Annotated in this window: 19 protein-coding genes; 16 read left to right on the top strand and 3 right to left on the bottom strand. The window is 71.8% G+C overall.

Going from position 1 to position 24093, the window contains the following annotated elements; all coding sequences use genetic code 11:
- The first annotated feature begins 322 nt into the window (after positions 1-322).
- The 15 genes from nrdR (at position 323) to ACSMTC_RS12710 (ending at position 16660) form a co-directional block, all read left to right on the top strand.
- Positions 323-820, top strand: coding sequence for a transcriptional regulator NrdR (gene nrdR / locus ACSMTC_RS12780; RefSeq protein WP_436559806.1), 498 nt, complete (start codon positions 323-325; stop codon positions 818-820).
- A 183-nt stretch (positions 821-1003) separates the two neighbouring features.
- Positions 1004-3877, top strand: a complete 2874-nt coding sequence (locus ACSMTC_RS12775; protein ID WP_436559805.1) for a vitamin B12-dependent ribonucleotide reductase — start codon at positions 1004-1006, stop codon at positions 3875-3877.
- Between the two features lie 155 nt (positions 3878-4032).
- A complete protein-coding gene (locus ACSMTC_RS12770; protein ID WP_436559804.1) occupies positions 4033-4260 on the top strand; it encodes an RNA polymerase subunit sigma-70 in 228 nt (75 codons plus the stop codon).
- Between the two features lie 2 nt (positions 4261-4262).
- Positions 4263-4826, top strand: coding sequence for a Clp protease N-terminal domain-containing protein (locus ACSMTC_RS12765; protein ID WP_436559803.1), 564 nt, complete (start codon positions 4263-4265; stop codon positions 4824-4826).
- A 225-nt stretch (positions 4827-5051) separates the two neighbouring features.
- On the top strand, positions 5052-6926 hold the full coding sequence (locus ACSMTC_RS12760) for a sensor histidine kinase (protein WP_436559802.1): 1875 nt from the start codon (positions 5052-5054) through the stop codon (positions 6924-6926).
- Positions 6923-7348 carry a roadblock/LC7 domain-containing protein gene (locus ACSMTC_RS12755; protein WP_436559801.1) on the top strand — a complete coding sequence of 142 codons (426 nt, stop codon included), beginning with the start codon at positions 6923-6925 and terminating at the stop codon, positions 7346-7348. The genes ACSMTC_RS12760 and ACSMTC_RS12755 overlap by 4 nt, the downstream gene beginning before the upstream one ends.
- Positions 7345-7722 (top strand): DUF742 domain-containing protein, encoded by a 378-nt coding sequence (locus tag ACSMTC_RS12750; RefSeq protein WP_436559800.1) that lies wholly within the window; start codon positions 7345-7347, stop codon positions 7720-7722. Before ACSMTC_RS12755 ends, ACSMTC_RS12750 begins: the two co-directional genes overlap by 4 nt.
- Positions 7703-8410, top strand: coding sequence for a GTP-binding protein (locus tag ACSMTC_RS12745; RefSeq protein ID WP_436559799.1), 708 nt, complete (start codon positions 7703-7705; stop codon positions 8408-8410). Before ACSMTC_RS12750 ends, ACSMTC_RS12745 begins: the two co-directional genes overlap by 20 nt.
- A complete protein-coding gene (locus ACSMTC_RS12740) occupies positions 8407-9654 on the top strand; it encodes a cytochrome P450 (RefSeq protein WP_436559798.1) in 1248 nt (415 codons plus the stop codon). The genes ACSMTC_RS12745 and ACSMTC_RS12740 overlap by 4 nt, the downstream gene beginning before the upstream one ends.
- A gap of 172 nt (positions 9655-9826) precedes the next feature.
- Complete coding sequence (locus ACSMTC_RS12735; RefSeq protein ID WP_436559797.1) at positions 9827-11038, top strand: cytochrome P450 family protein; 1212 nt, start codon at positions 9827-9829, stop codon at positions 11036-11038.
- A gap of 375 nt (positions 11039-11413) precedes the next feature.
- Positions 11414-12793, top strand: coding sequence for an ABC transporter substrate-binding protein (locus tag ACSMTC_RS12730; RefSeq protein ID WP_436559796.1), 1380 nt, complete (start codon positions 11414-11416; stop codon positions 12791-12793).
- Between the two features lie 183 nt (positions 12794-12976).
- Complete coding sequence (locus ACSMTC_RS12725; RefSeq protein WP_436559795.1) at positions 12977-13978, top strand: carbohydrate ABC transporter permease; 1002 nt, start codon at positions 12977-12979, stop codon at positions 13976-13978.
- Between the two features lie 185 nt (positions 13979-14163).
- On the top strand, positions 14164-15054 hold the full coding sequence (locus ACSMTC_RS12720) for a carbohydrate ABC transporter permease (protein ID WP_436559794.1): 891 nt from the start codon (positions 14164-14166) through the stop codon (positions 15052-15054).
- 112 nt (positions 15055-15166) lie between these two features.
- Entirely contained in the window at positions 15167-15850 is a 684-nt protein-coding gene (locus ACSMTC_RS12715; protein ID WP_436559793.1) for a ribonuclease HII, read from the top strand.
- Between the two features lie 381 nt (positions 15851-16231).
- Positions 16232-16660 (top strand): hypothetical protein, encoded by a 429-nt coding sequence (locus ACSMTC_RS12710; protein ID WP_436559792.1) that lies wholly within the window; start codon positions 16232-16234, stop codon positions 16658-16660.
- Between the two features lie 320 nt (positions 16661-16980).
- Here ACSMTC_RS12710 and ACSMTC_RS12705 read toward each other — a convergent pair whose 3' ends face one another.
- Positions 16981-17661 (bottom strand): hypothetical protein, encoded by a 681-nt coding sequence (locus tag ACSMTC_RS12705; RefSeq protein WP_436559791.1) that lies wholly within the window; start codon positions 17659-17661, stop codon positions 16981-16983.
- A gap of 183 nt (positions 17662-17844) precedes the next feature.
- A complete protein-coding gene (locus ACSMTC_RS12700; protein WP_436559790.1) occupies positions 17845-20079 on the bottom strand; it encodes a RecQ family ATP-dependent DNA helicase in 2235 nt (744 codons plus the stop codon).
- Positions 20080-20299: 220 nt separating this feature from the next.
- Between ACSMTC_RS12700 and ACSMTC_RS12695 the strand changes: the two genes are divergently transcribed.
- A complete protein-coding gene (locus ACSMTC_RS12695; RefSeq protein WP_436559789.1) occupies positions 20300-22003 on the top strand; it encodes a DUF4192 domain-containing protein in 1704 nt (567 codons plus the stop codon).
- A gap of 134 nt (positions 22004-22137) precedes the next feature.
- Here the strand turns inward: ACSMTC_RS12695 and ACSMTC_RS12690 are convergent, their stop codons facing one another.
- Entirely contained in the window at positions 22138-23451 is a 1314-nt protein-coding gene (locus ACSMTC_RS12690; protein WP_436559788.1) for an alpha/beta fold hydrolase, read from the bottom strand.
- Positions 23452-24093 lie beyond the last annotated feature (642 nt).

Raw genomic sequence — 24093 nt, 5'->3', positions numbered from 1 at the left:
GGCCCCTCTTCTCGACAGGCGTTCTCCCTCTTGTTCAGCTCAACTGGTGCACCTATCGAAAGGTTGCGCCAAACACACGTTCGAGTGAATTATTTCGAGGTTGGCTGACTCGATCAAGGCTTTGGGTGTAGATCGATTAAATGTTCGACATCAAGAGTCTATTTCACTCCCTGTGAAGATCTCGACTCGTAGCGGCGTGGCGAGCCTCCAGGCCTAGATCTTGTGGCTAGCGTCCTCGCCTGGGCCCACAAGTTGTGGTTCACCCACGTCTATCGCGTAGAGTGTCGGGGTCTGCTGTCACGCCTGGTTGGGAGTCCTCGGGATGCATTGCCCCTTCTGCCGGCACCCGGACAGCCGTGTTGTGGACAGCCGTGCCAGTGACGACGGGAGTTCGATCCGCCGTCGCCGTCAGTGCCCGGACTGCAGTCGTCGCTTCACCACTGTGGAGACGGCCACTCTGATGGTCATCAAGCGCAGCGGTGTGACCGAACCGTTCTCCCGGGAGAAGGTCATCTCCGGCGTCCGCAAGGCATGCCAGGGCCGGCCGGTCACCGAGGACGCGCTGGCCCAGCTCGGCCAGCGGGTCGAGGAGTGCGTCCGGGCCAGCGGCAGCGCCGAGCTCTCGACCCATGATGTGGGCCTGGCCATACTCGGCCCGCTCAAGGAGCTCGACGTGGTCGCGTACCTGAGGTTCGCCTCGGTCTACCGCGCCTTCGACGACCTCGAAGACTTCGAGGCCGCCATCGCGGAACTCCGCGCCGAGCGGCCCCTCATCGCGGAGGGCGCCGAAGCCGTGCCGTCCGCCACCGCCGCGCCCTAGTACGGCCGGTCGACCCCAGTCGGTCCGTCGGGGTCGACGCGTGCCCGAAAACAGGGCGCAGAACAACACAAACCGTGCATAGGCCGCCGATGTCTCCGGCTGCCCGCACACCAGGAAAAGCGAGCCAGCGATGCCCGGAAGCATCGGGGCATCCGGGGCGTTTGCCCAGGAGGAGGAGAAGAAGTGACAGACACGACGAGCGGTTCCGCACGCGGGTCGAAGTCCGAGAAGGCGACCAAGGCGGCCGGCAAGGCCCTCAAGGGCGGCCTGAGGATCGAGCGCATCTACACCACCCCTGGCGTCCACCCCTACGACGAGGTCCGCTGGGAGCGGCGCGACGTCGTCATGACCAACTGGCGTGACGGGTCGATCAACTTCGAGCAGCGCGGCGTCGAGTTCCCCGACTTCTGGTCGGTCAACGCCGTGAACATCGTGACGTCCAAGTACTTCCGCGGCGCCGTCGGCACCCCGCAGCGCGAGTGGAGCCTCAAGCAGATCATCGACCGCGTGGTGCTCACCTACCGCGCCGCCGGTGAGAAGCACGGCTACTTCGCCACCCCGGACGACGCCGAGATCTTCGAGCACGAGCTGACCCACGCCCTCCTCCACCAGGTGTTCAGCTTCAACTCGCCGGTCTGGTTCAACGTCGGCACCAAGCAGCCGCAGCAGGTCAGCGCCTGCTTCATCCTGTCCGTCGACGACTCCATGGAGTCGATCCTCGACTGGTACAAGGAAGAGGGCATGATCTTCAAGGGCGGCTCCGGCGCCGGCCTGAACCTCTCCCGCATCCGCTCCTCCAAGGAACTGCTCTCCTCCGGCGGCAACGCCTCCGGTCCGGTCTCCTTCATGCGCGGCGCCGACGCCTCGGCCGGCACCATCAAGTCCGGCGGTGCCACCCGCCGCGCGGCCAAGATGGTCGTCCTGGACGTGGACCACCCGGACGTCGAGGCCTTCATCGAGACCAAGGTGAAGGAAGAGGAGAAGATCCGCGCCCTGCGCGACGCGGGCTTCGACATGGACCTCGGCGGTGACGACATCACCTCCGTCCAGTACCAGAACGCCAACAACTCCGTCCGCGTCTCGGACGAGTTCATGAAGGCCGTCGAGGCCGGCGGCTCCTTCGGCCTGCGCGCCCGGATGACCGGCGAGGTCATCGAGACCGTCGACGCCAAGAAGCTGTTCCGCAAGATGGCCGAGGCCGCCTGGGCCTGCGCCGACCCGGGCATCCAGTACGACTCGACCATCAACCACTGGCACACCTGCCCGGAGTCCGGCCGCATCAACGCGTCCAACCCCTGCTCCGAGTACATGCACCTGGACAACTCCAGCTGCAACCTGGCCTCGCTGAACCTGATGAAGTTCCTGCGCGAGGACGACTCCTTCGACGCCGAGCGCTTCGCCAAGGTCGTCGAGCTGGTCATCACCGCGATGGACATCTCCATCTGCTTCGCCGACTTCCCGACCGAGAAGATCGGCGAGACCACCCGCGCCTACCGCCAGCTCGGCATCGGCTACGCCAACCTCGGCGCCCTGCTGATGGCCACCGGCCACGCGTACGACTCCGAGGGCGGCCGCGCGCTCGCCGGTGCCATCACCTCGCTGATGACCGGTACCGCCTACCGCCGCGGCGCCGAACTCGCCGGTGTGGTGGGCCCGTACGACGGCTACGCCCGCAACGCCGCCCCGCACCAGCGGGTCATGCAGCAGCACGCGGACGCCAACGGCGTCGCCCGCGCCTACGACGACCTGGACGCGCCGGTCTGGGCCGCCGCCTCCGAGACCTGGCAGGACGTGCTGCGCCTCGGTGCGCAGAACGGCTTCCGCAACGCCCAGGCCTCGGTGCTCGCCCCGACCGGCACCATCGGCCTGATGATGGACTGCGACACCACCGGTGTCGAACCCGACCTGGCCCTGGTCAAGTTCAAGAAGCTGGTCGGCGGCGGCTCGATGCAGATCGTCAACGGCACCGTCCCGCGCGCCCTGAAGCGCCTCGGCTACCAGGACGAGCAGATCGAGGCGGTCGTCGCCCACATCGCCGAGCACGGCAACGTGATGGACGCGCCCGGTCTCAAGGCCGAGCACTACGAGGTGTTCGACTGCGCGATGGGCGAGCGCTCCATCTCGCCGATGGGCCACGTGCGGATGATGTCGGCGATCCAGCCGTGGATCTCCGGGGCCATCTCCAAGACGGTCAACATGCCGTCCACCGCAACCGTCGAGGACGTCGAGGAGATCTACTTCGAGGCGTGGAAGCTGGGCGTCAAGGCGCTCGCGATCTACCGCGAGAACTCGAAGGTCGGCCAGCCGCTCTCGGCCAAGAAGGCCAAGGAGGAGGAGAAGGCCGCGGCCGAGCCGGCGGTCGAGAAGGTGGTCGAGTACCGCCCGGTCCGCAAGCGTCTGCCGAAGGGCCGCCCCGGCATCACCACCTCCTTCACGGTCGGTGGCGCCGAGGGTTACATGACCGCCAACTCCTACCCGGACGACGGCCTGGGCGAGGTCTTCCTGAAGATGTCCAAGCAGGGCTCGACCCTCGCGGGCATGATGGACGCCTTCTCCATCGCGGTCTCGGTCGGCATGCAGTACGGCGTCCCGCTGGAGACGTACGTGTCGAAGTTCACCAACATGCGCTTCGAGCCGGCCGGTCTGACCGACGACCCGGACGTGCGGATGGCGCAGTCCATCGTGGACTACATCTTCCGCCGCCTGGCGCTGGACTTCCTGCCCTTCGAGACCCGCTCCGCGCTCGGCATCCACTCCGTCGAGGAGCGCCAGCGCCACCTGGAGACCGGTTCCTACGAGCCGCTCGAGCCCGAGGACGTCGACGTGGAGGGCCTGGCCCAGTCCGCGCCGGTGGCCGCCAAGCCGGTCGTCCAGCAGCCGGTGGCCGAGCAGCCGAAGGCGCCCAAGCCCCAGGCCCACAACTCCACCGAGCTGCTGGAGATCCAGCAGGGCCTCAACGCCGACGCGCCGCTCTGCTTCTCCTGCGGCACCAAGATGCGCCGCGCCGGCAGCTGCTACCTCTGCGAGGGCTGCGGCTCCACCAGCGGCTGCAGCTGATCCGCTGCGGGTTCGCTGAGCTGATTCCACCCTGAGGGGTGGTTTCGAAGGCGGGGCGAGGACTTTCGAGTCCTCGCCCCGCCTTTTCGCGTCTGCTCCGGAATATTGCGTCAATGTAGGTTGACACGATGGGTGTGTCAACCTACGTTGACAATATGAGCGATACGAAGCAGCTTGCGGCGGACGCGAGCAGCCGGGATCCGGCCGTGGGACTGCGAGCGGTCCGGGCGCTGCGGGATCTGGCGGATCGGCTGGAGGACCTGCAGGTGGGCAACGCGCGGGGGCTGGGGTGGTCCTGGCAGGAGATCGCGGCCTGCCTCGGGGTCAGCCGGCAGGCGGTGCACAAGAAGTACGCCAAGCGTTTCGGGGCGGGGAGGGACTGAGGATGTTCGAGCGGTTCACTGAAGGGGCGCGGCGGACGGTGGTCCTGGCGCGCGAGGAGTCAAGGCGGCTGCGGCACGGCTTCATCGGGACCGAGCATCTGCTGCTCGGTGTCCTCGGGCAGCCGCAGGACCGGGCGGCGGCCGTGCTGGAAGGAGCCGGGTTCGACCTGGTGACCGCGCGCGGTGCGGTGGCCCGGCTGTTGGGTGCTCCGCACCCGGACGTCGACGGCGCGGCGCTGGCCTCGATCGGGGTCGACCTGGACGCGATCAGGGAGGCGGTGGAGGCGAGCTTCGGCGCCGGCGCGCTGGACGCCGCGCCCGTGCCGGCGAAGCGGCGGCGGAGGATCGGTGCGCCCCGGTTCACCGACCGGGCGAAGCGGGCGCTCTCGCTGGGTCTGGAGGAGGCCGTCAGGCTCGGCGGCGGCCGGATCGAGGCCGGGCACATCCTGCTGGGCCTGCTGCGCGAGGGCGGAGGCGTCGCGGTGCTGGCGATCCGTGAGTACGGACTGGATCCGGCCGCCGTTCAGCAGGCGGTGGCCCGGGCGCTGGCGGCGGAGGCGGCCTGACAGCCCTTCCGGGCCGCCCGGCCGGGGGGTGGCTCGATCCGGGCCCGGAGCTCGCACGAGTGAGACGGTCTGTCAACTGGTCGGTTGAGCAAATAGGGTGAATGGATATGATCTGTTGACCGCGTGTATTTGTCGACTGTCCTGAGCCAACCCCCCTGACAGGCCCCGGGCAGCGGCGCGCTGTCGTTCGGTCCGCACTGACGCCCGCCCCCGAGGATCAGGTTGATGAGAGCTCGCACGCGCCTCTACCGCGTGGCGCAACCACGCCCGAACGGCAGGACCGTGCTCTGGGCGGTGGCCGGGATCCTGGTGGGGGCTCTCGCCGGTGCCGGTGCGGTCACTCTCGCCTCCACCGCCCAGCGGACCGCCGTCGCCGTGACCGTGGCGGGTGGCCTGGTCCTGTGGTCGGCCCTGGTGGTGGTCGCGTGCTGGCAGGCCGAGCGCTCCCGCCGGATGCGTGAGGAGCTCGCCACCGCGCGCTACGAGCTGACGGACGTCCGCTCCCGGACCACCGCACTGCAGTCGGAGCTGTCCGCCGCCCAGGCCGCCGCGGCCGCGCTGCGCACCAAGCTCACCGCGGCGCAGGGCGAGGCCGAGGCCGCCCGGGCCGAACTCTCGGTCGCCGGCACCGCTCTCGCCGACGCCGAGGCGGCCACCGCGGAACTGCGCGAGCGGAGCGAGACCGAACTCACCGCGCTGCGCGGGGAACTGGACGGGACGGCGGCCGAGCTGGGCGAGCGCACCGAAGCCGCCGAGCACGAACGCGTCGAACTCGCCCGGCTCACCGACGAGGTGCTGCCCGCGGTGGTCGCCCGGCTGCGCTCCGGCGGTTCGGTGGACTCCGTACTCGCGCCGCACACCGCCCTCACCCACGCCGGGCTGCTGCGCACGGTGGCCGAGGAGGTCGGCCGCGGCGAGCGCCAGCGGGCGGCGGCGCTCGCGGTCTGCGCCACGGCCGCCGGCCGGGTGCAGGCGCTGGCCACCAGCATGCACGCCGAGCTGCGCGAGATGCAGCACCAGCACGGTGAGGACGTCCTCGGCGACCTGCTCAGCCTGGACCACTCCACCGCCCAGGTCGGCCGGATGGCGGACAGCATCGCGGTGCTGACCGGTGCCCGCTCCGGACGGCGCTGGACCAAGCCGATCGGCGTCGAATCGATCCTGCGCGGTGCGCTCGGCCGGATCAGCGCGTACCAGCGGGTGCGGCTGCACTCCGCGAGCACGGCGGCGGTGGCCGGTTTCGCGGCCGAGGGCGTGATGCACGCACTGGCCGAACTGCTCGACAACGCCGCCAACTTCTCGGCACCGCCGGCCGAGGTGCACGTGTACGTCGAAGAGGTCCACTCCGGCCTGGCGATCACCGTCGAGGACGGTGGTCTCGGACTGAGCGAGAGCTGGCTGCGCCGGGCCGAGCAGGCCGTCTCGGCCGCTCCGCTGGACCTCACCACGCTCTCCGCCGGCACCCGGCTCGGCCTCGCGGTGGTCGGTTCGCTGGCCCGCAAGCACGGTCTGTCGATCTCCTTCCGGCCGTCCGCCCGGGGCGGGACCGGCGTGGTGATGCTGATCCCCGAGACGCTGGTCACGCACCCGGGCCCCGCCCTGAGCCGGGCCCTCACGGCCGCCCGTACGGAGGCGGGAGACGGCACCCGGGGGCGGGCCGAACACGGTCGCGCCGAACGGCCGCGGGCCGAACAGATCCGTACCGAGCGGGTGCGCCCCGCACTGGAGCCGAGCCGCTCGCCCTCCGCCCTTGCCCCGGTCGCCCGTCCCGAGCAGGGCCAGCTGGAGCCGGCGGCCGTAACGCCGGCCGGACCGGTGGACGAGCCGGTGGACGAGCCGGTGGACGACGCCACCGCGACCGGTGCCGACTCCGGCGCGAGCACCCCCGGCGCCGGGGCGAGCGGCGGCAGGCCCACCGGTGGCCTGCCGCAGCGCCGTCGGGGCCAGACCCTCGCGGCGGCCCAGCCGTCCGCCGCACTGCCGGCGCAGCCCGTACGAGCCGACGCGGCCGTCTCCGCAGCCCGGTTCGGCGCCTTCCGCAGGGCCCTTCAGCAGGGGCCCGACACCACCGAAGCCCTCCCGAAGGATGACTCCCGATGAGCAGCAGCACCGACCGCGACCTCGACTGGCTGTTGGAGAACCTGCTGTCCGGTACACCCGGTGCCCGGCACGCGCTGGTGCTCTCGGCCGACGGACTCAAGCTCTGCCACACCTCGGGCCTGAGCGTCGACCAGGCCGACCAGCTGTCGGCGATCGCCTCCGGAATGCAGAGCCTGGCGCACGGGGCGTCGATCGAGTTCGGTGACGGCAGCGGCGGGGTCCGGCAGTCGATGACCGAGTTCCACGGCGGGATCCTGTGCATCGTGGCGGCCGGTGAGGGCGCGCACCTGGCCGTGGTCACGGACGACGACGCGGACGTCGGCGTGGTCGGCCACAACATGCACGGCCTGATCGAGCAGATCGGCACCATGCTGAGCTCGCCGCCGAGGGCGGCCGTGACCGGGAACGAGGCCGGGGTGTGACCGGGCGGCCGGGAGTTCCGGGCCTGCCGGGCCGTGACGACGACCCGGACCGGCTCTACACCGTCACCCGGGGGCGCAGCCGCCCGCCGGAGCACGCCTTCGACCTGGTCACGCTGATCGTCAGCGAGCAGGAGCCGGTGGCCGGGATGCAGTCCGAGCACGTCCGGATCCTGGAGCTGTGCCGGACGCCGACGGCCGTGGTGGAGATCGCGGCCGAGCTCGCCCTGCCGGTGAGCATCGTCAAGATCCTGCTGGGCGATCTGCTGGAGACCCATCGGATCACCGCGCGGCACCCCCGGTTCGCCCCCACCAAGGCCCGGCTGCCCGACCTCGACACGCTGAAGCAGGTGCTGCATGGACTCCAACGGCTCTGACGCTCACGCCCAGGGGTCGCGCGGCACCGTCCCGCTGCGCAGTACGGCGGAGAACGGTCTGAAGATCGTCGTGGTGGGCGGTTTCGGCGTCGGCAAGACCACCCTGGTCGGTGCGGTGAGCGAGATCCGTCCGCTCAACACCGAGGAGACGATGACCAAGGCCGGCGAGGGCATCGACGACCTGTCGGGGATCCAGAGCAAGCGCTCGACCACGGTGGCCTTCGACTTCGGCCGGATCACGCTCAACGACCGGAACGTGCTGTACCTGTTCGGCGCCCCGGGGCAGGAGCGCTTCTGGTTCCTCTGGGACCGGCTGTTCAGCGGTGCGCTCGGCGCGGTGGTGCTGGTGGACACCCGGCGGCTGGAGGAGTCCTGGTACGCGATCGACCGGCTTGAGCACCACGGCATGCCGTTCATCGTGGCCCGCAACAACTTCATCGAGCCCGAGTACACGCTGCAGGAGGTCCGTCAGGCGCTGGACCTGCCCGACGAGGTGCCGCTGGTGGACTGCGACGCCCGGGACCGGGAGTCCAGCAAGCAGGTGCTGATCGAGCTGGTCCGCCATCTGTACCGCCTGGCCGGCGCCGAGCCCGAGCCCGACCCCGTGGCCGGGAGCCCCGCGGAGCCGTCCGCCGGTGTCCCCGCCGAACTGCCGGCCGAGTTCCGCCTAGAGGAGTGCACCCCGTGACCGAGCCCGCGATCACCCCGCCGCCGGGCTGCCCGGCGCACGCGAACGCGGCCCCGCTGTACGGTCCGCGTTTCCAGACCGATCCGGGACAGCTCTACCAGGAGCTGCGCGAGACCCACGGCCCGGTCGCACCGGTCGAGTTGGCGGGCGGCGTACCGGCCTGGCTGGTGATCGGCTACCGCGAGCTGCAGCTGGTGACCAGCCAGCCCAAGGTCTTCGGACGGGACTCCAGCCGCTGGAACATGTGGCCGAGGATCCCGGACGACTGGCCGCTGAAGCCGATGATGGCCCCGGTGCCGTCGATGCTCTACACCGAGGGTGAGGAGCACCAGCGCCGCAAGTCCGCGGTGACGGACGCCCTGGCCGGGGTGGACCCGTACGAGCTGAAGAAGCACTGCGAGGAGATCGCCGACGCCCTGATCGACGAGTTCGCGGGCCGGGGCGAGGCGGATCTGGTCGCGGAGTACGCGCACCGGCTGCCGCTGCTGGTGCTCTGCCGGCTGTTCGGTCTGGGCGAGGACGAGGCTCCGGTGCTGATCAGCAGCGTGCTCGCGATGCTGGACGGCGGCGCCGACGCGCTCGCGGCGGCGCAGCGGCTGCTGGACAGCATGCTGCATCTGGTGCGGGCCAAGCGCGAGCACCCCGGTGCGGACATCACCTCGCGGCTGCTGGCCCACGAGGCCGGGCTGAGCGAGGAGGAGGTCATGCGCGACATGCGGGTGATCCTGATCGCCGCTCACCAGCCCACCGCGTACTGGATCGCCAACGCACTGCGGCTGATGCTGACCGACGAGCGGTTCGCCGCCTCGTTCTCCGGCGGCCGGCGGAGCATCAGCCAGGCACTCTCCGAGGCGCTCTGGGAGGACACCCCGACGCAGATCTTCGCGGGCCGCTGGGCCACCAGGGACACCCAGCTCGGCGGTCAGCGGATCGCGGCCGGGGACATGGTGCTGCTCGGGTACGCCGGGGCCAACTCGGACCCGACCGTCCGGCAGGAGAGCGGTGTTCCGGCGGAGGGCAACCGGGCGTACATGAGCTTCTCCTACGGCCCGCACAGCTGCCCGTTCCCGGCGCAGGAGCAGGCCGAGGTGATCGCCGCGACGGCGATCGAGGTGCTGCTGGACCGGCTGCCCGACATCCGGCTGGCGGTGGCCGAGAGCGCCCTGGTCTGGCGGCCCTCCGCCTGGGTGCGGGCGCTGGTGGCGCTGCCGGTGGCCTACACCCCGGGGTACGCGCTCGGCTGAGCGCCGGCTGCCGACCGTCGGCCGACGGTCGGCTGTCGCCTGGCGGCCGGTGTGCCCTGGTCCGGACCGTTCGATCCGGTCCTGCCTGTCCGCCCGGGGCTCGCCTGCCGGAGGTACGGCGGGCCCCGGGGAGCGGTCGGCCCGAGGATTTGCCTAGCTGAGGAGAGAGCGGATGACCGCCCCGATAGTGATGGACCCGCTGGCCCGCGACAACGCGGCGGAGGGCGCCCTGTTGCGCGCGGCAGGGCCGGTGGTGCCCGTGGAGTTGATGGGGGTACGGGGCTGGGCGGTCACCCGGCACGCCGCCGCGCGCGATCTGCTGACGGATCACCGGCTGGTGAAGAGCGCCGAGCACTGGGCGGCGTACCAGCGCGGTGAGGTCCCCGGGAGCTGGCCGCTGATCGGACTGGCGCTGCCGCGCCGGAGCATGGTCACCACGGACGGCGCGGAGCACCGTCGACTGCGCGCGCTGGTGGCGCAGGCGTTCACGCCCCGCCGGGTGGAGCTGATGCGCCCGGCGATCGAGAAGATCACCGCCGAACTGCTGGACCGGCTGGCCGGTCTGGGGCCGGTGGTCGACCTGAAGACCGCGTTCGCCTTCCCGCTCCCGATGACCGTGATCGGCTCGCTGCTCGGCGTGCCCGAGGCCGACCACGCCTATGTGCGCGAGCTGTACGAGAGCTTCTTCAGCAGCGTCAAGGACCCGGCGCAGGTGCGGGCGACGATCACCGCGCTCAACGCCTTCGTCGACGATCTGGTCGCCAAGCGCCGGGCGCAGCCGGGTGACGATCTGGCGAGCGCGTTGCTGGCGGCGGACACCGAGGAGGTCGTGGAGGGCGGTGCGCTGACCGACGAGGAGGCGGCGGCCACCCTGCGAGTGATCATCGCCGCCGGCCATGAGACCACCGTCAACCTGATCACCAACGCGGTGCGCGCCCTGCTCACCCACCCCGATCAGCTGGCGCTGGTCCGCTCGGGCGAGGTCGAGTGGGCCGCGGTGGTCGAGGAATCCCTCCGCTGGACGCCCCCGACCAGCAACTTCCTGTTCCGCTTCGCGACCGAGGACATCGCGTACGAGGACACGGTGATCCCCAAGGGCGACGCGGTGCTGGTCTCGTACAACGCGATCGGGCGGGACCCGGCGCAGCACGGCATCACCGCCGAGATCTTCGACATCACCCGGGATGCGGCCCGGCACCTCTCCTTCGGGCACGGAGCGCATGTCTGCCCGGGAGCGCAGCTGGCCCGGCTGGAGGCCTCGATCGCGCTCCCGGCGCTGTTCGAGCGCTTCCCGGGGCTGCAACTGGCGGTTGGGGACGGTGAGTTGCGGCCCACCCCGGCGATGGTGGTGAACAGCCTGCGGGAGCTCCCGGTCCGGTTGTGACCGGGTAGTGGGCGGCGGGGCCGGTCGGTGGCGGACCGCCGGCCCCTCGGTGACGTGCCGAGGGGCCGGCCCCTCAGCACGGTGGGGTCACAAAGCAGGCACCGGCGGATGAAGGTCGAACGCACACCTTGGCGGCGGGTGATCAGTGGGTTAACGTCTTCAAGCCAGCCCAGCCGCCCGGCCGTTCTGCGTACCCCTGTTCCGCCGGGCCCGGCCCCAGCCGGTCGGCGGTGCGGCGGGTCCCTGGCACGACCGACCCCGGTTCCAGTCGATCTCCGGTACAGCGCAGCGTAGTTCTCTCTCACCGCAGGCATCCCGTGCCCTGGCAAGGAGGACCGCCATGACCCTCGCCACGATCGCCGCCGTAGGCCCCCGATGACCAGGAAGCCACGGTCTGTTCCGTCCGCGCGCCGCCGTCTGCTCGCCGTTCCGGCCGTCCTCGTGCTCGCTCTCGCCGCCGCCTGCTCCAACAGCTCGGGCGGTTCGAAGGGCGGCGGCGAGGCGGCCCCGACACTGACCGGTGACTGCGCCGGGTACCAGGCGTACGCCGGACACTCGGGCACCAAGGTGACGATGTACGCCTCGATCCTCAGCCCGGAGTCGGACTCGCTGGAGAAGTCCTGGGCGAAGTTCAGTTCTTGTACGGGCATCAAGATCTCGTACGAGGGCTCCAACGACTTCGAGTCGCAGCTCCAGGTCCGCGTGACCGGCGGGAACGCCCCGGATCTCGCGATCATTCCGCAACCCGGTCTGCTCGCGCAGATGGTGAAGAGCGGAAAGGTCGTGAAGCCGCCCGCCCAGACGGTGGCCAACGAGAACAAGTGGAATCCGGCCTGGAAGACCTACGGCTCGGTCAACGGCACCTTCTACGCGGCACCGATGAGCGCCAACCTGAAGTCGCTGGTCTGGTACTCGCCCAAGGCGTTCAAGGCGGCGGGCTACCAGGTGCCGAAGACCTGGGCCGACCTGATGGCGCTCAGCGACAGGATCGCCAAGGCGGGCGGTGGGAAGCCCTGGTGCGGCGGTATCGGCTCCGGCACCGCCACCGGCTGGCCGGCCACCGACTGGCTGGAGGAGGTGGTGCTCGGCTCGTACGGCGGCGAGGTCTACGACCAGTGGGTCAGCCACCAGGTGAAGTTCAGCAACCCGAAGATCATCGCCGCCATGCAGACCGTGGCCGGCTGGATGCAGAATCCCGACTGGGTGAACGGCGGCTTCGGTGACGTGAAGTCGATCGCCACCACCACGTTCCAGGACGCCGGGGCGCCGATCCTCACCGACAAGTGCTGGATGCTGCAGCAGGCTTCGTTCTACGAGGCCCAGTGGCCCAAGGGCACCAAGGTCGGCCCCGACGGCGACGTCTTCGCCTTCCACCTCCCCGCGGTCAACCCGGCGGTGGCCAATCCGGTCGAGGGCGGCGGGGAGTTCGTCACTGCCTTCTCCAGCCGGCCCGAGGTGCAGGCGGTGCAGAACTACCTCTCCAGTTCGGACTGGGCGAGCAGCCGGGTGAAGGTGGCCACGGGCTGGGTCTCCGCCAACCAGGGCGTGGACAAGAGCCTCTACACCGACCCGATCGACAGGCTCTCCGCCGAGCTGCTCACCGACCCGACCGCGACGTTCCGCTTCGACGCCTCCGACATGATGCCGGCCGCCGTGGGCTCCGCACAGGAGTGGAAGTCACTGACCAAGTGGTTCGCCGAGGGACAGGCCATCCCGAAGGTGGCGGCTGACATCGACGCGGCCTGGCCGCAGTAGGCAGTCGTCACGGGCGGCGCGGGACCACCCGCCCGCGCCGCCCATTTCCGGCTCCGCGCCCGTTCCGTGGTCCGGCTCTCGCACCTCCCGCCGTGCCGCGCCTCGCGCTTCCCGCCGCTGTCCCCTCTGCGCTTCCTGCTTCCCGCTTCCGTGCGTCTGGGCTTCGAGGAAGGGAGTTCCCGTATGCGCGCGGCCCTGCTGGCCGACTCCGCGTGGACCGACGCCGCCGTCAAACTCGGCAACAGCCTTGGTGCCGTTGCCGTCTTCCTGGGGATCCTGCTGGCGGTCTTCTTCGCCGCCGGGCGGGCCACCGGACGGTTCGGGCGCCCGCTGGCCGTCCTGGTCTTCCTCGGGCCGGCCGTCGTTCTGCTGGTCATCGGCCTGATCGCCCCGCTGGTCCGCACGGTCTACCTCAGTTTCCGCAATGACGACTCCACCCGCTCGGTGGGCCTCAGGAACTACGGCTGGGCACTGACCACCGACTCCATCCACCAGGTGCTGCTCAACACGGCACTCTGGCTGGTGGTCGCGCCGCTGGCGGCCACCGTGCTGGGCCTGGTGCTCGCGCTGCTGGTCGAGCGGATGAAACGCCAGGCGGTCTACAAGTCGCTGATCTTCATGCCGATGGCGGTCTCGCTGGTCGGCGCCGGCATCATCTGGAAGTTCGTCTACGAGGCCCGCGACCCCTCCCAGCAGCAGATCGGCCTGCTCAGCCAACTGGCCATCGGCCTGGGCTGGTCGCACCCGCCGAACTGGATCCTCTCCCATCCGTTGAACAACTTCCTGCTGATGGCGGTGATGGTCTGGGTGCAGACCGGATTCGCCATGGTGGTGCTCTCGGCCGCGATCAAGGCGATACCGGACGAGGTCACCGAGGCGGCCAGGCTGGACGGCGCACGCGGACTGCGGCTCTTCTGGTACGTCACGGTGCCGATGATCCGCACCACGGTGGTGGTGGTGCTCACCACCGTCATGATCACCACGCTGAAGGCGTTCGACATCATCCGGACCATGACCGGCGGCAACTTCGGTACCCAGGTGCTGGCCAACGAGATGTACTCGCAGTCCTTCGAGCAGTACAACATCGGCCGCGGCAGCACCCTGGCCGTGATCCTCTTCCTCGCCGTCCTGCCGCTGGTGGCCTACAACATCGTTCAGCTGCGCAAGGAGCGTGAGACCCGATGAGCGACGCGGCCATGCCCGCCTCCGAGCCCGCTCCGGAGGTGCGGCCCGCTCCAGGGCCGCCGCGCGCTCCAGGGACGCAGCCCGCTCCAGGGCCGCCGCGCGCTTCAAAGGTGCGGCACGCCCCGAAGACGCAACTCGCGCCGGGGGCGCGATCCCTACGGCCTGCGCGCCCCGGGGCGAAGGCCGTGCGCAGGTCCTTCAGCAGTCCGCTCGCCTCGGTCTTCGTGATCGCGGTGACGGTGCTCTGGACGATCCCCACCTTCGGCCTGCTGGCCACCTCGCTCCGCCCCAAGGAGGCGGTGGCGAACAGCGGTTGGTGGGAGGTCTTCGTCCATCCGGACCTGATCCTCTCCAACTACCACACCGTGCTGTTCGAGGGCGGGTTCGGCGTCAGCGGCGGCCTGATGCCCTATCTGGTCAACTCGTTGGCCATCAGCGTCCCGGCGACCGTCTTCCCGCTGGTGCTGTCGGCACTGGCCGCGTACGCACTGGCCTGGGTGCGGTTCAAGGGCAGCGACACCGTCTTCTTCGTGATCTTCGCACTGCAGGTGGTGCCGCTGCAGATGGCACTGATCCCGCTGCTCCAGCTCTTCTCCGACGGCGCGCATCTGGGCGATGTGACCATCCTCCCGGCCCTGGACCTGGGAGGGACGTACGTCCCGGTCTGGCTGGCGCACACCATGTTCGCGCTGCCGCTGGCCACGTTCCTGCTGCACAACTTCATCTCGCAGCTGCCTCGCGATCTGATGGAGGCGGCGCTGGTGGACGGAGCGTCGCACTTCAAGATCTTCAGATCGATCGTGCTGCCGCTCTGCACACCGGCGTTGGCCTCGTTCGCGATCTTCCAGTTCCTCTGGGTCTGGAACGACCTGCTGGTCGCGCTCACCTTCGCGGGCGGCACCCCTGAGGTCGCCCCGATGACCGTACGGCTGGCCCAGCTCTCCGGTTCCTTCGGCGGGCGCTGGGAGTTGCTGACGGCCGGGGCGTTCCTCTCGCTGATCGTTCCACTGATCGTCTTCTTCAGCCTCCAGCGCTACTTCGTCAAGGGACTGCTGGCCGGATCGGTCAAGGGCTGAGCGGAGACCGTGCGCCCGAGCGGCCGTTGTGGCCCAGGTCGATCGCGGCGGGATCCGGGACGCGGCCAGGACGTAGGCTGGAGGCGCCCTGGACACAGCCGAAGGACCTCCGATGCCCTACGATCCGCCGACCCACTCGGTCGAACGCTCCCTCCGCCGGGCCGGTGCCCGACTGGTGGCCGGCCTCGACGAGGTCGGGCGCGGGGCCTGGGCAGGTCCGGTCACGGTCGGTGCGGCGGTGACCGGCCTGCGCCGACCGCCGGAGGGCCTGACCGACTCCAAGCTGCTCACCGAGCGCCGCCGTACGGCGCTCGCCCCGGTCCTCGCCGACTGGGTCACCGCCTACGCGCTCGGCCATGCCTCGCCGCAGGAGTGCGACGAGCTCGGCATGACCGCCGCCCTGCGGCTTGCCGCCGTGCGCGCGCTGGAGGCGCTCCCGGTGCGGCCGGACGCGGTCATCCTCGACGGCAAACACGACTACCTGGGCGGCCCGTGGCGGGTGCGCACCGTGATCAAGGGCGACCAGTCCTGCATCTGCGTCTCGGCCGCCTCCGTCCTCGCCAAGGTGCACCGCGACGGTCTGATGGCCGAACTCGGGGAGTCGTACCCCGCGTACGGCTTCGCGGAGAACGCGGGCTACCCCTCGCCGGTGCACCGGTCGGCGCTGGAGGAGTACGGGCCGACCGAACACCACCGGCTGTCCTGGGCGTACCTGGACGCGCTGCCCAAGTGGAGCCACCTGAAACGGGAGAGGGCGGCGGAGGCGCAGGGCGAGCAGCTTTCGCTGGGTTTCTGACGGCTTCTGACGAATCGTCCATCCGCCTGCGCGGCTTGGCGGTTGGGTGGCCAACGCCCAAGAGGTGGGGTGCCCGTGCGCATCCGACCGGCATTTGATAGATATCCGGGTATGCCTGTCTTCCCCGAGGAGCCGGAGATTCACGAGAGTATCCCGGGCCCCGGCGTTCCCTTCCCCCGCGAGTCGGACGCACACGCCCCCCGTACGCCTGCCGTCGGCAGCAAGACCCCCGCAACCGCTCCCGCCACGGGTGCCGTCGTGCCCGGGCCGCGGCCTGCGGCGCCGCGCCCGGCCCCGCCGAGCGCCCGGCCCCGGCCGACGCCGCCCTCGGCCCGCACACCGGTGCCCAAGCCGGTCCCCGGTCCCCGTCAGGTCGCGCCCGTGCCCGCGGCCGAACGCCCGGCCGGGCAGCCCGAGGTGCGTCTGGTGCCGACCGCACCGGAGGACGCGATCGAGCGGGCGGACGAGGCGGTGGACCTGCTGCTGGAGTCCGGACACCGGCCCGGCGACATCCTGGTGCTCACGGTGGGTGAGCCGCACCCGTGGCAGCAGCACGAGCTCTCCTTCGGCGCGGACCGGTACTGGTCCCAACTCGCCGAAGGCGGCGACGTGTTCTACGCGGAGTCCACCGCTACCAGGCTGCTCCGCCGCGATGTGGTGGTGCTGGTCGTCAACGCGGCGCGTTCCGCGCAGGTCGAGCAGCTGGCCCGGAAGGCGCTCGGCCACGCCGGAGCACTTCTGGTGGTCTGCGGTGAGCCCGGGCTGACGGCAGCGGTCTTCCCGGACGCCAGCCGACCCGTCCCGGCCTGAACCGGCCAGGGCCCGGAGCCGCACCGGTCCGGCCCGACCGGCCTCCCGCTGGGTGCGCCCGTCCAGGCCGGTGGCTTCGAGCAGACATCAGCCCTCTTCCGCGGCGGCCCGGTGTTCCGGGTCGCCGCGCCTGCGCCCCCGGGTCCGCGAGGACGGCCCGGGCGGCGCCTCGGTGGGCCCGGGCCGCCCCGTCCGGTCGAGGGCGCTTGGTGGGCACGGGCCGCCCCGTCCGGTCGAGGGCGCTTGGTGGGCACGGGCCGCCCCGTCCGGTCGAGGGCGCTTGGTGGCGGGACCGTCAGCCGCGCCTGGTGGAAGGACCGTCAGCGCGCGGCCGTGCGGCGGACCGTCTCGACCGAGGCGAGGCCGGTCGGCCGCCAGGCCCGCTCCGGGGCGGGCTCCCGGACGGAAGACGGCGTGAGTTCGGTGACGGTGTGCAGGGGGCCCTCGGCCCACGAGCCCGAGTGCGGCGTGCGGCCGCGGTGGCCGTCGCCGAGCGATTGCCAGCCGGTCGGCGTCAGGGCGATGTAGGAGCCGCACCGCAGACCGTGCAGGGTGGCCGCGTCGCGCAGTGCCCACATCCAGGCGCCGTCCTGCTCCGTCCAGTCACCCGAACCCTCGCGGCAGCGCAGCAGGACCGCCGTCCGGGTGGGCCCGGCGAGCCGCAGGTCGTGCGCGGTGACCTGGCGCAGATGGGCGAGGATCGCGTTCCGGTGGTGCCAGCCGTCCTCGACGTGCGGGCGCACGGCGAACGAGGCGGAGGCCGTCACCCGGTGCCGGACGTCCAGCACGGCCACCACGGTGCTGCCGGGCTGGGGAAGGTGCAGCCGGTGCAGCTCGGTGACGAACGCGCGCGCGGCGTGTAGCGGCGGGATCCCGGAGCCGGTCCAGGTCTCAAGGTCGATGGACCGTTTCCGGGCGGAGGGGTACCGATGTCGGTCGATGCCGCTGATCGCGATCCTCCTGACCCGCCCGCGGGGCGTACCGGTACCCGCGTAGGCCAAAGGGCCAGGTCCACTGGACCGGGGGCGGGGTACGGACCAATTCTCCGGTCATACCGGCCCGACCGGCAACGACGACTCGGTGCTCGCCGCCCGCATTCGGGCGATCTGCCGGACATGTTCCGCGTCAGGATCCGAGCCGCCCGTCTGACGGCCGGGGCCCGGCCGTCAGACGGGCGGAGCCGGTCACGCCTGCACCGCCAGAACGAGCGGCAGCACCGCACCGGCGCCCGCCTGCCGCAGCAGGCGTGCCGCCACCGTGACCGTCCAGCCCGAGTCGACCAGGTCGTCGATCAGCAGCACGGGACCGGGGGACGCCGCCAGCGCCGCGGCGAGCCCGGCCGGTACGACCAGCGTGCTCGCGACGGAGTTCAGCCGCTGGGCGCTGTTGCTGCGCGGGCCGTGCGGCGGCCGGCCGGCGGCGTACTCCACCCGTCCCAGCAGCGGCAGCCGTCCGATCGCGGCGATCTCCGAGGCCAGGCTCTCCACCAGCATCGGCCGGGTGGCGGAGGCCATCGCGACCACCCCGGCCGGCCGGGTGAGCCGAGTGCCGTCGGCTGCCGCGGGGCCGGCCCAGCCGCCGGGGCCGCGGGCCCAGTCGGTGACCACGCTGACCAGCGCGTCCCGTACCTCGGCCGGAACGGGACCGTCGGGTGTCTGCTCCGAGAGCAGCGCGCGCAGTCGGGTGCCCCAGCCGATGTCCGAGAGCCGGCCCAGGGCCCGGCCGGTCTCGGCCTGTTCGCCCGCCGGGATCCTCCCCTTGAGCCCGACGCCGAGCGCGTCCATCCCGGTGGGCCAGAGCCGGCGCGGCTCGAAGGTGACACCGGGACGCCCGAGTGCGGCCCTGGCCGCCGCCAGGGTGTCGGCGGAGACCTCGGGGGAGTGGCGCGGGCCCGTGCAGCTGTCGCAACGGCCGCAGGACGACGCCTCCTCGTCGTCCAGCTGCCGCCTCAGGAACTCCATCCGGCAGCCGGTGGTCGCCGCGTACTCGCGCATCGCCCGCTGTTCGGCCTCACGGGATTCGGCGACCTTGGCGTAGCGGGCCGCGTCGTAGGACCAGGCCGCGCCGGTGGCCGTCCAGCCGCCGCGCACCCGGCGGACCGCGCCGTCCACGTCGAGCACCTTGAGCATCGTCTCCAGCCGCGTCCGGCGGAGATCGACCCGGGGCTCCAGCGCGGCCGTGGAGAGCGGCCGGCCGGCCTCGGCGAGGGCGTCGATGGTCCGGCGGACCTGCTCCTCGGCGGGGAACCCGAGCGAGGCGAAGTACCGCCAGATCGCCTCGTCCTCACGGCCGGGGAGCAGCAGCACCTCGGCCCGCTCCACACCGCGCCCGGCCCGGCCGACCTGCTGGTAGTAGGCGATCGGCGAACTCGGTGAGCCGAGGTGCACCACGAAGCCGAGATCCGGCTTGTCGAAGCCCATGCCCAGGGCGGAGGTCGCCACCAGGGCCTTCACCCGGTTGGCCAGCAGATCGGCCTCGGCGGCGCGCCGTTCGGCGTCCTCGGTCCGGCCGGAGTACGAGGCGACCCGGTAGCCGCGGGAGCGCAGGAAGTCCGTGACCTCGTCGGCGGCGGCCACGGTGAGCGTGTAGACGATGCCGGAGCCGGGCAGCTCGGCGAGGTGGTCGGCCAGCCAGCCGAGCCGGTGCGCGGGGTCGGGCAGCGACAGGACACCGAGGCTGAGACTCTCCCGGTCGAGCGGGCCGCGCAGCACCAGCGCCCGGGTGCCGGTGCCCGGTGCGGTCTGGTTCCCGGGCGTGGTGCCGCCGGGGGCGCCCGTCCCCAGCTGCTCCGCGACGTCGGCGGTGACGCGGGCGTTGGCGGTGGCCGTGGTGGCCAGCACCGGCACGCCGGGGGACAGCTCGGCGAGCATGGTCCGCAGCCGGCGGTAGTCGGGCCGGAAGTCGTGGCCCCAGTCGGAGATGCAGTGTGCCTCGTCCACCACCAGCAGACCGGTGGAGGCGGCCAGCTTGGGGAGCACCTGGTCGCGGAAGTCCGGGTTGTTCAGCCGCTCCGGGCTGACCAGCAGGACGTCCACCGTCCCTGCGGCGACCTCGGCCTGGATCTCGTCCCACTCCTCGGGGTTGGCCGAGTTGATGGTCCGGGCGTGGATCCCGGCCCGGCCGGCCGAGTCGACCTGGTTCCGCATCAGGGCGAGCAGCGGGGAGACGATCACGGTCGGGCCCGCGCCGCGGGCGCGCAGCAGGGCGGTGGCGATGAAGTAGACGGCCGACTTGCCCCAACCGGTGCGCTGGACCACCAGGGCGCGGCGGCGGTCGATGACCAGGGCCTCGATCGCGAGCCACTGGTCCTCACGCAGCGCGGCGGCGGGACCTGCCAGCCGGTGCAGCACGGCCTCGGCCTGAGCCCGGACGGCGGCGCGGTCGGGGGCGGTGTCTTGGGCTTCGATGGGTGCGTGCATGGCTCCATGGATACCGGGTGGGACGGACAAGCGGCGAATACCGGAAATGGGTGGAGTTCTGAATACCAGCGGACAGTCTGCCGAGTGGGTGCTGTTTGTCCGGATATGTTGTTGATTTCAATTCACTCGAACGAGTGAGTTGGTGCTGTATCCCCCGGTTTGTCCACAGGCGGGAGCCGACTTCGGCCGGAGGAGTCCGGGCTGCGGCACGCTTCCCGGCATGAACGAGGACACCACTCCCACCGAACCGTCCGGGCGTGTTCCCGGCCACCTGCCCACCCAGCTGCCGGTCCGGCTGAGAGGCCCGGCCGACATGGCCGAGATGCTGCCCTACCTGCTGGGCTTCTTCCCCGACGACAGCATCGTCGCCGTGGGCCTCCGGGGCCCCTACCTCCAGCAGGGCGGGGTGATCAGGCTGGACATCCCCGACACCCCCGCCCAGTGGCAGTCGATGGCGACGGAGACCGCACGACTGCTGGTCGAACTGTCCGAGGAGCGCGATCGCCGCCCCGAGCAGGTACTGCTCTACCTCTGTCGAGATCCCGCGGACGGCGATGGCCGCGGCGTCCTCGCGGAGCTCGGACCGCTGGCGGGGTACCTCGCGCAGGCGTTCGGTGAACAGGGCGTCGTGGTGAAGGAGTCCCTGTGCGTCTCGGCCGGCCGCTGGTGGTCCTTCCTCTGCGCCGGGACGGGCTGCTGTGACCCCGAGGGCGTCCCGGTCCGCCCGCCGGGGACGGCGAGCCCGGCCGCCGCGGCGGCCACCTTCGCGGGGCTGGCTCCGAGAGGCAGCAGAAAGTCGATCATCGCGAGCCTGGCGCCGATCGGAGCACCCGACGACGAGCCGCAACGGGTGGCGATCGAGCGGGCGGGGCCTCAGCTGCTCGACGAGTTGACCGCGCCGGGCGGCCGCCAGGCCGCGGTGGCCCGCACGGTGGAGTTGCTCGACGAGAGCATGGCCGAGTTCCAGGCGGGTGCGCACGAGATCACACCCGAGCGCGCGGCGCGGCTGCTGGTCGGTCTGCAGGACAAGCTGGGCAGGGACCGCGCCGCGGAGTACGCGGAGGCGGAGGAGCTCGGCTCGGCCCAGCGGCTCTGGCGCTTCCTGGTACAGCGCTGCGTCCCGCCCTTCGAGCACCTCGCGGCGGCGCCCCTGACACTGCTCGCCTGGACGTCCTGGCTGGCGGACGACTCCGCGACGGCCCGGGTCGTGCTGGCGAGGACGCTCGACCTCAACCCCGAGTACACGCTGGCGCAGCTGCTCTACGAGTCGCTCAACAGCGGGCTGCTTCCGGACCAGCTGCTGGGCAGCGTGCGCCAGGAGAGGGCGGTCCGCCGGGACTCGGCGCCGCCCTCGGAGGATCCGCCGGCCGCCGGCTCGCCGGGGCCTGAGACACCGGTCGACGACGCACACATCGACGCACACATCGACGAGGCGGCCGTCGCCGGAGCGCCGATCACCGAGCCGCCCCTCCTCGGGCCGCCGGGCAACGCGCGGGCGGGCCACCGGCTGCCCGAGGAGCAGAACACGGAGGTACCAGCGGCCGACGCGGCCGACGGAGCCCCGCAGGTCGAGGACGGAGCCCCGCCGGCCGAGAAGGACGTCTCGGCCCTCCCCGGCCCGGGCTGGGCGCTCCCGGCAGGAGCGAGCGGGGAGACACCTCCGGCGGCCGGCGAGGGGCGGGGGACGCACGAGGTCCACGGTCCTGAAGCCGGGTCCGGTCCGCCCGACGGCGCGGCCGACCCGGGGGAGCGGCGGTGCGTCGACCGAAGCAGCCTCCGGAGCCAGGTCCGTCAGGCCGGCCGGCGGCTGTCGGGTCGGCTCCGAGCGGCGGGACCGGGTGCGGCGGCTCGGCGTGCTTCCGTTCCGCGGTGCGGTGGTGCTTCCCGGCACCGGGCCCCGAGCCGGATCGGGAAGCCGGTATGAGTGGGTTCGCGCCCCGGGTGGCCCCGCCAACCCACGCGGGCGGGGCCACCGTCCACCGGCCACCGCCCTCGCACCGACGGGGCCGCGCGCCGTCGACCGGCCCGGACCGTCTCGGCCGAGGGCCCGAGGCCCGGCTACAGCTCCCCTCGCGCCATCCTGATCAGCCGGTCCAGCACCGCAGTGCCGCTGACGCGCAGGCCGTCGTGCTCCCATTCATCGGTCACCCAGGTGCGCAGCCCCCGCACGGCCCGGGCCGTCTCCAGAGAGTCGGCGGTGTCCACGTACATGTCGTCGTGGAAGACCGCCGCGACCACCGGCACCTCGTTCTCCGCCAGCCGCGCCGAGTCGTACAGGTCGGGCCAGTCGCCGCGCTCGGCGAGCAGCTGCGCCGCCTCACGCAACGGGCGAAGCGCCGGGTCGGTCTCGAACAGCGCCGGGTAGATCATCTCGCCGGTGAACAGCACCGGCCGGTCCTCCGCCAGAGCCTGTTCGGCGGAGAACTCCGGGAACTCCTTGCGGACGCGTTCCGCCGCCCAGCCCGTCCCGGCCGGGTCCACCGAGCGCTGGCCGTAGATCGACTCGTGCATCACCGCGTACAGCGGCCCGCGGGCGAAGGACAGCTGTGCCTGGACGTCGGCGAGGAAGGTGTCCGACAGCTCGGGGCCCTCCGAGCCCTCCACCCACGCCTCCTCCAGCATGTAGTGCAGGGTGTGCGAACCGGTCCCGAACCCGAGCAGCATGCCGAGCCCCTGGAACGCCTCTACGGTCAGCAGACCGCCGTCCGGCAGCCGGACCGGTGCCGAGGCCAGGTGCGCGGCGATCCGTCGAACGCGATCCACATCCTGCGGATAGCGGGCGTAGTGCGCCTCGTTCTTCCGCACCACACGCGGGTAGGCGGCGCGGTACACGTCCTCCGCCGAACTGCGCAGGCCGGCCAGGCCGCCGGTCACGAACGCCTCGCGCAGGCCCTCCGGGGCCAGCGAAAGGTAGGTGAGCGTGCAGAAGCCGCCGAAGCTCTGGCCGAGCAGGGTCCAGCGGCCGTCCTCACCGAGCAGCCGACGGCGGATCAACTCGGCATCCCGGACGATCGAGTCGGCTCGGAAGTGGGCCAGGTAGTCCGCCTGCTGTCCGGGAGTGCCGCGCCGGGCCAGAGTCTGACGGGTTGCCGGGGTGGAGCGCCCGGTGCCGCGCTGGTCGAGCAGCAGCACCCGGTAGTCGTCCAGAGCCCGGGCCAGCCAGCTGTCCCGGCCCAGTGGGCGCGCGGCCTTGCCACCGGGCCCGCCCTGGAGGAAGAGCAGCCACGGCAGATCGTCCGACTCCCGTCCTGCGGCGACCACTTCGCGGGCGTACACCTCGATCTGCTCACCGTCGGGCAGCTGGTGGTCCAGAGGCAGCTGGAAGAGGCGGTCGGTCGTGACGATCCCGGGCAGTCGGCTGGTGATGGGCATACGAGTCCTCGGTATGAGCTGGTCACGGGCGCGGTACGGCGGATACCAGCGGGGTCCCTGGTGCGGGGCCCGCCGCCCACGCACCGTATCCTGCCGCCGTGCCGGGCTTCGGTGCGGCGGCAGGGTGGGGGCGGTCGGCCTTGGCGCCCCCGTTCGTCCGGCTGCTGACGGCCCATCGGGCCCGCTGTCCGTCGGCAACCGCAGTGCGAGTCGGCACGGTGGGCCGGCTCGGCGCTGATGGTTCGGATGTTCGACGTGTTGGTCGGACTTTCGGCTCGGTGGCACGGGGCGCGGAGCAGGGACCGGCGGTGTGCGCTGAGGGATGGCGCCACTGGGGCGGTTGTCATCGGTCCGGCGTGACCTGGGGGAGGTAAGCCGCGTTCATCCTGCGGGGTGCAGCCCTTGCGGGGTGTTGCCGCTCCTCGGACTGGTGTCGGGTGCTCGGGAGGCTCGGGAGACGGAGACGCACCGGACTGTCAGCCTTGCTCCGGCCCGGGGGCGGGGTGAGGCGGTGCTCGGGGAGTCCGGCTCCGGCCGGGGCGGGCGGAAGGCCGGTTCCTGAGCCGGACCGGCCGCCGGGTCCAGGCCACCGGCCAGGCCGCGCCAGACAGGGCCGTGAGTCGGGGGCGCAGCCGGGGCAGC

Origin of the sequence: Kitasatospora sp. HPM-01-4, from assembly GCF_051374625.1 — a bacterium.
In the GTDB taxonomy this organism is placed as follows: domain Bacteria; phylum Actinomycetota; class Actinomycetes; order Streptomycetales; family Streptomycetaceae; genus Kitasatospora.
Note: the sequence above shows the minus strand (reverse complement) of the source record. Positions and strands in the feature narration are given on the sequence as shown.

Bases quoted from the DNA above. Each gene is read 5' to 3' on its own strand.
- nrdR (WP_436559806.1), top strand. From the start codon at position 323: ATGCATTGCCCCTTCTGCCGGCACCCGGACAGCCGTGTTGTGGACAGC.
- ACSMTC_RS12770 (WP_436559804.1), top strand. From the start codon at position 4,033: ATGAGCGATACGAAGCAGCTTGCGGCGGACGCGAGCAGCCGGGATCCG.
- ACSMTC_RS12765 (WP_436559803.1), top strand. From the start codon at position 4,263: ATGTTCGAGCGGTTCACTGAAGGGGCGCGGCGGACGGTGGTCCTGGCG.
- ACSMTC_RS12760 (WP_436559802.1), top strand. From the start codon at position 5,052: ATGAGAGCTCGCACGCGCCTCTACCGCGTGGCGCAACCACGCCCGAAC.
- ACSMTC_RS12755 (WP_436559801.1), top strand. From the start codon at position 6,923: ATGAGCAGCAGCACCGACCGCGACCTCGACTGGCTGTTGGAGAACCTG.
- ACSMTC_RS12745 (WP_436559799.1), top strand. From the start codon at position 7,703: ATGGACTCCAACGGCTCTGACGCTCACGCCCAGGGGTCGCGCGGCACC.
- ACSMTC_RS12735 (WP_436559797.1), top strand. From the start codon at position 9,827: ATGACCGCCCCGATAGTGATGGACCCGCTGGCCCGCGACAACGCGGCG.
- ACSMTC_RS12730 (WP_436559796.1), top strand. From the start codon at position 11,414: ATGACCAGGAAGCCACGGTCTGTTCCGTCCGCGCGCCGCCGTCTGCTC.
- ACSMTC_RS12725 (WP_436559795.1), top strand. From the start codon at position 12,977: ATGCGCGCGGCCCTGCTGGCCGACTCCGCGTGGACCGACGCCGCCGTC.
- ACSMTC_RS12715 (WP_436559793.1), top strand. From the start codon at position 15,167: ATGCCCTACGATCCGCCGACCCACTCGGTCGAACGCTCCCTCCGCCGG.
- ACSMTC_RS12700 (WP_436559790.1), bottom strand. From the start codon at position 20,079: ATGCACGCACCCATCGAAGCCCAAGACACCGCCCCCGACCGCGCCGCC.
- ACSMTC_RS12695 (WP_436559789.1), top strand. From the start codon at position 20,300: ATGAACGAGGACACCACTCCCACCGAACCGTCCGGGCGTGTTCCCGGC.
- ACSMTC_RS12690 (WP_436559788.1), bottom strand. From the start codon at position 23,451: ATGCCCATCACCAGCCGACTGCCCGGGATCGTCACGACCGACCGCCTC.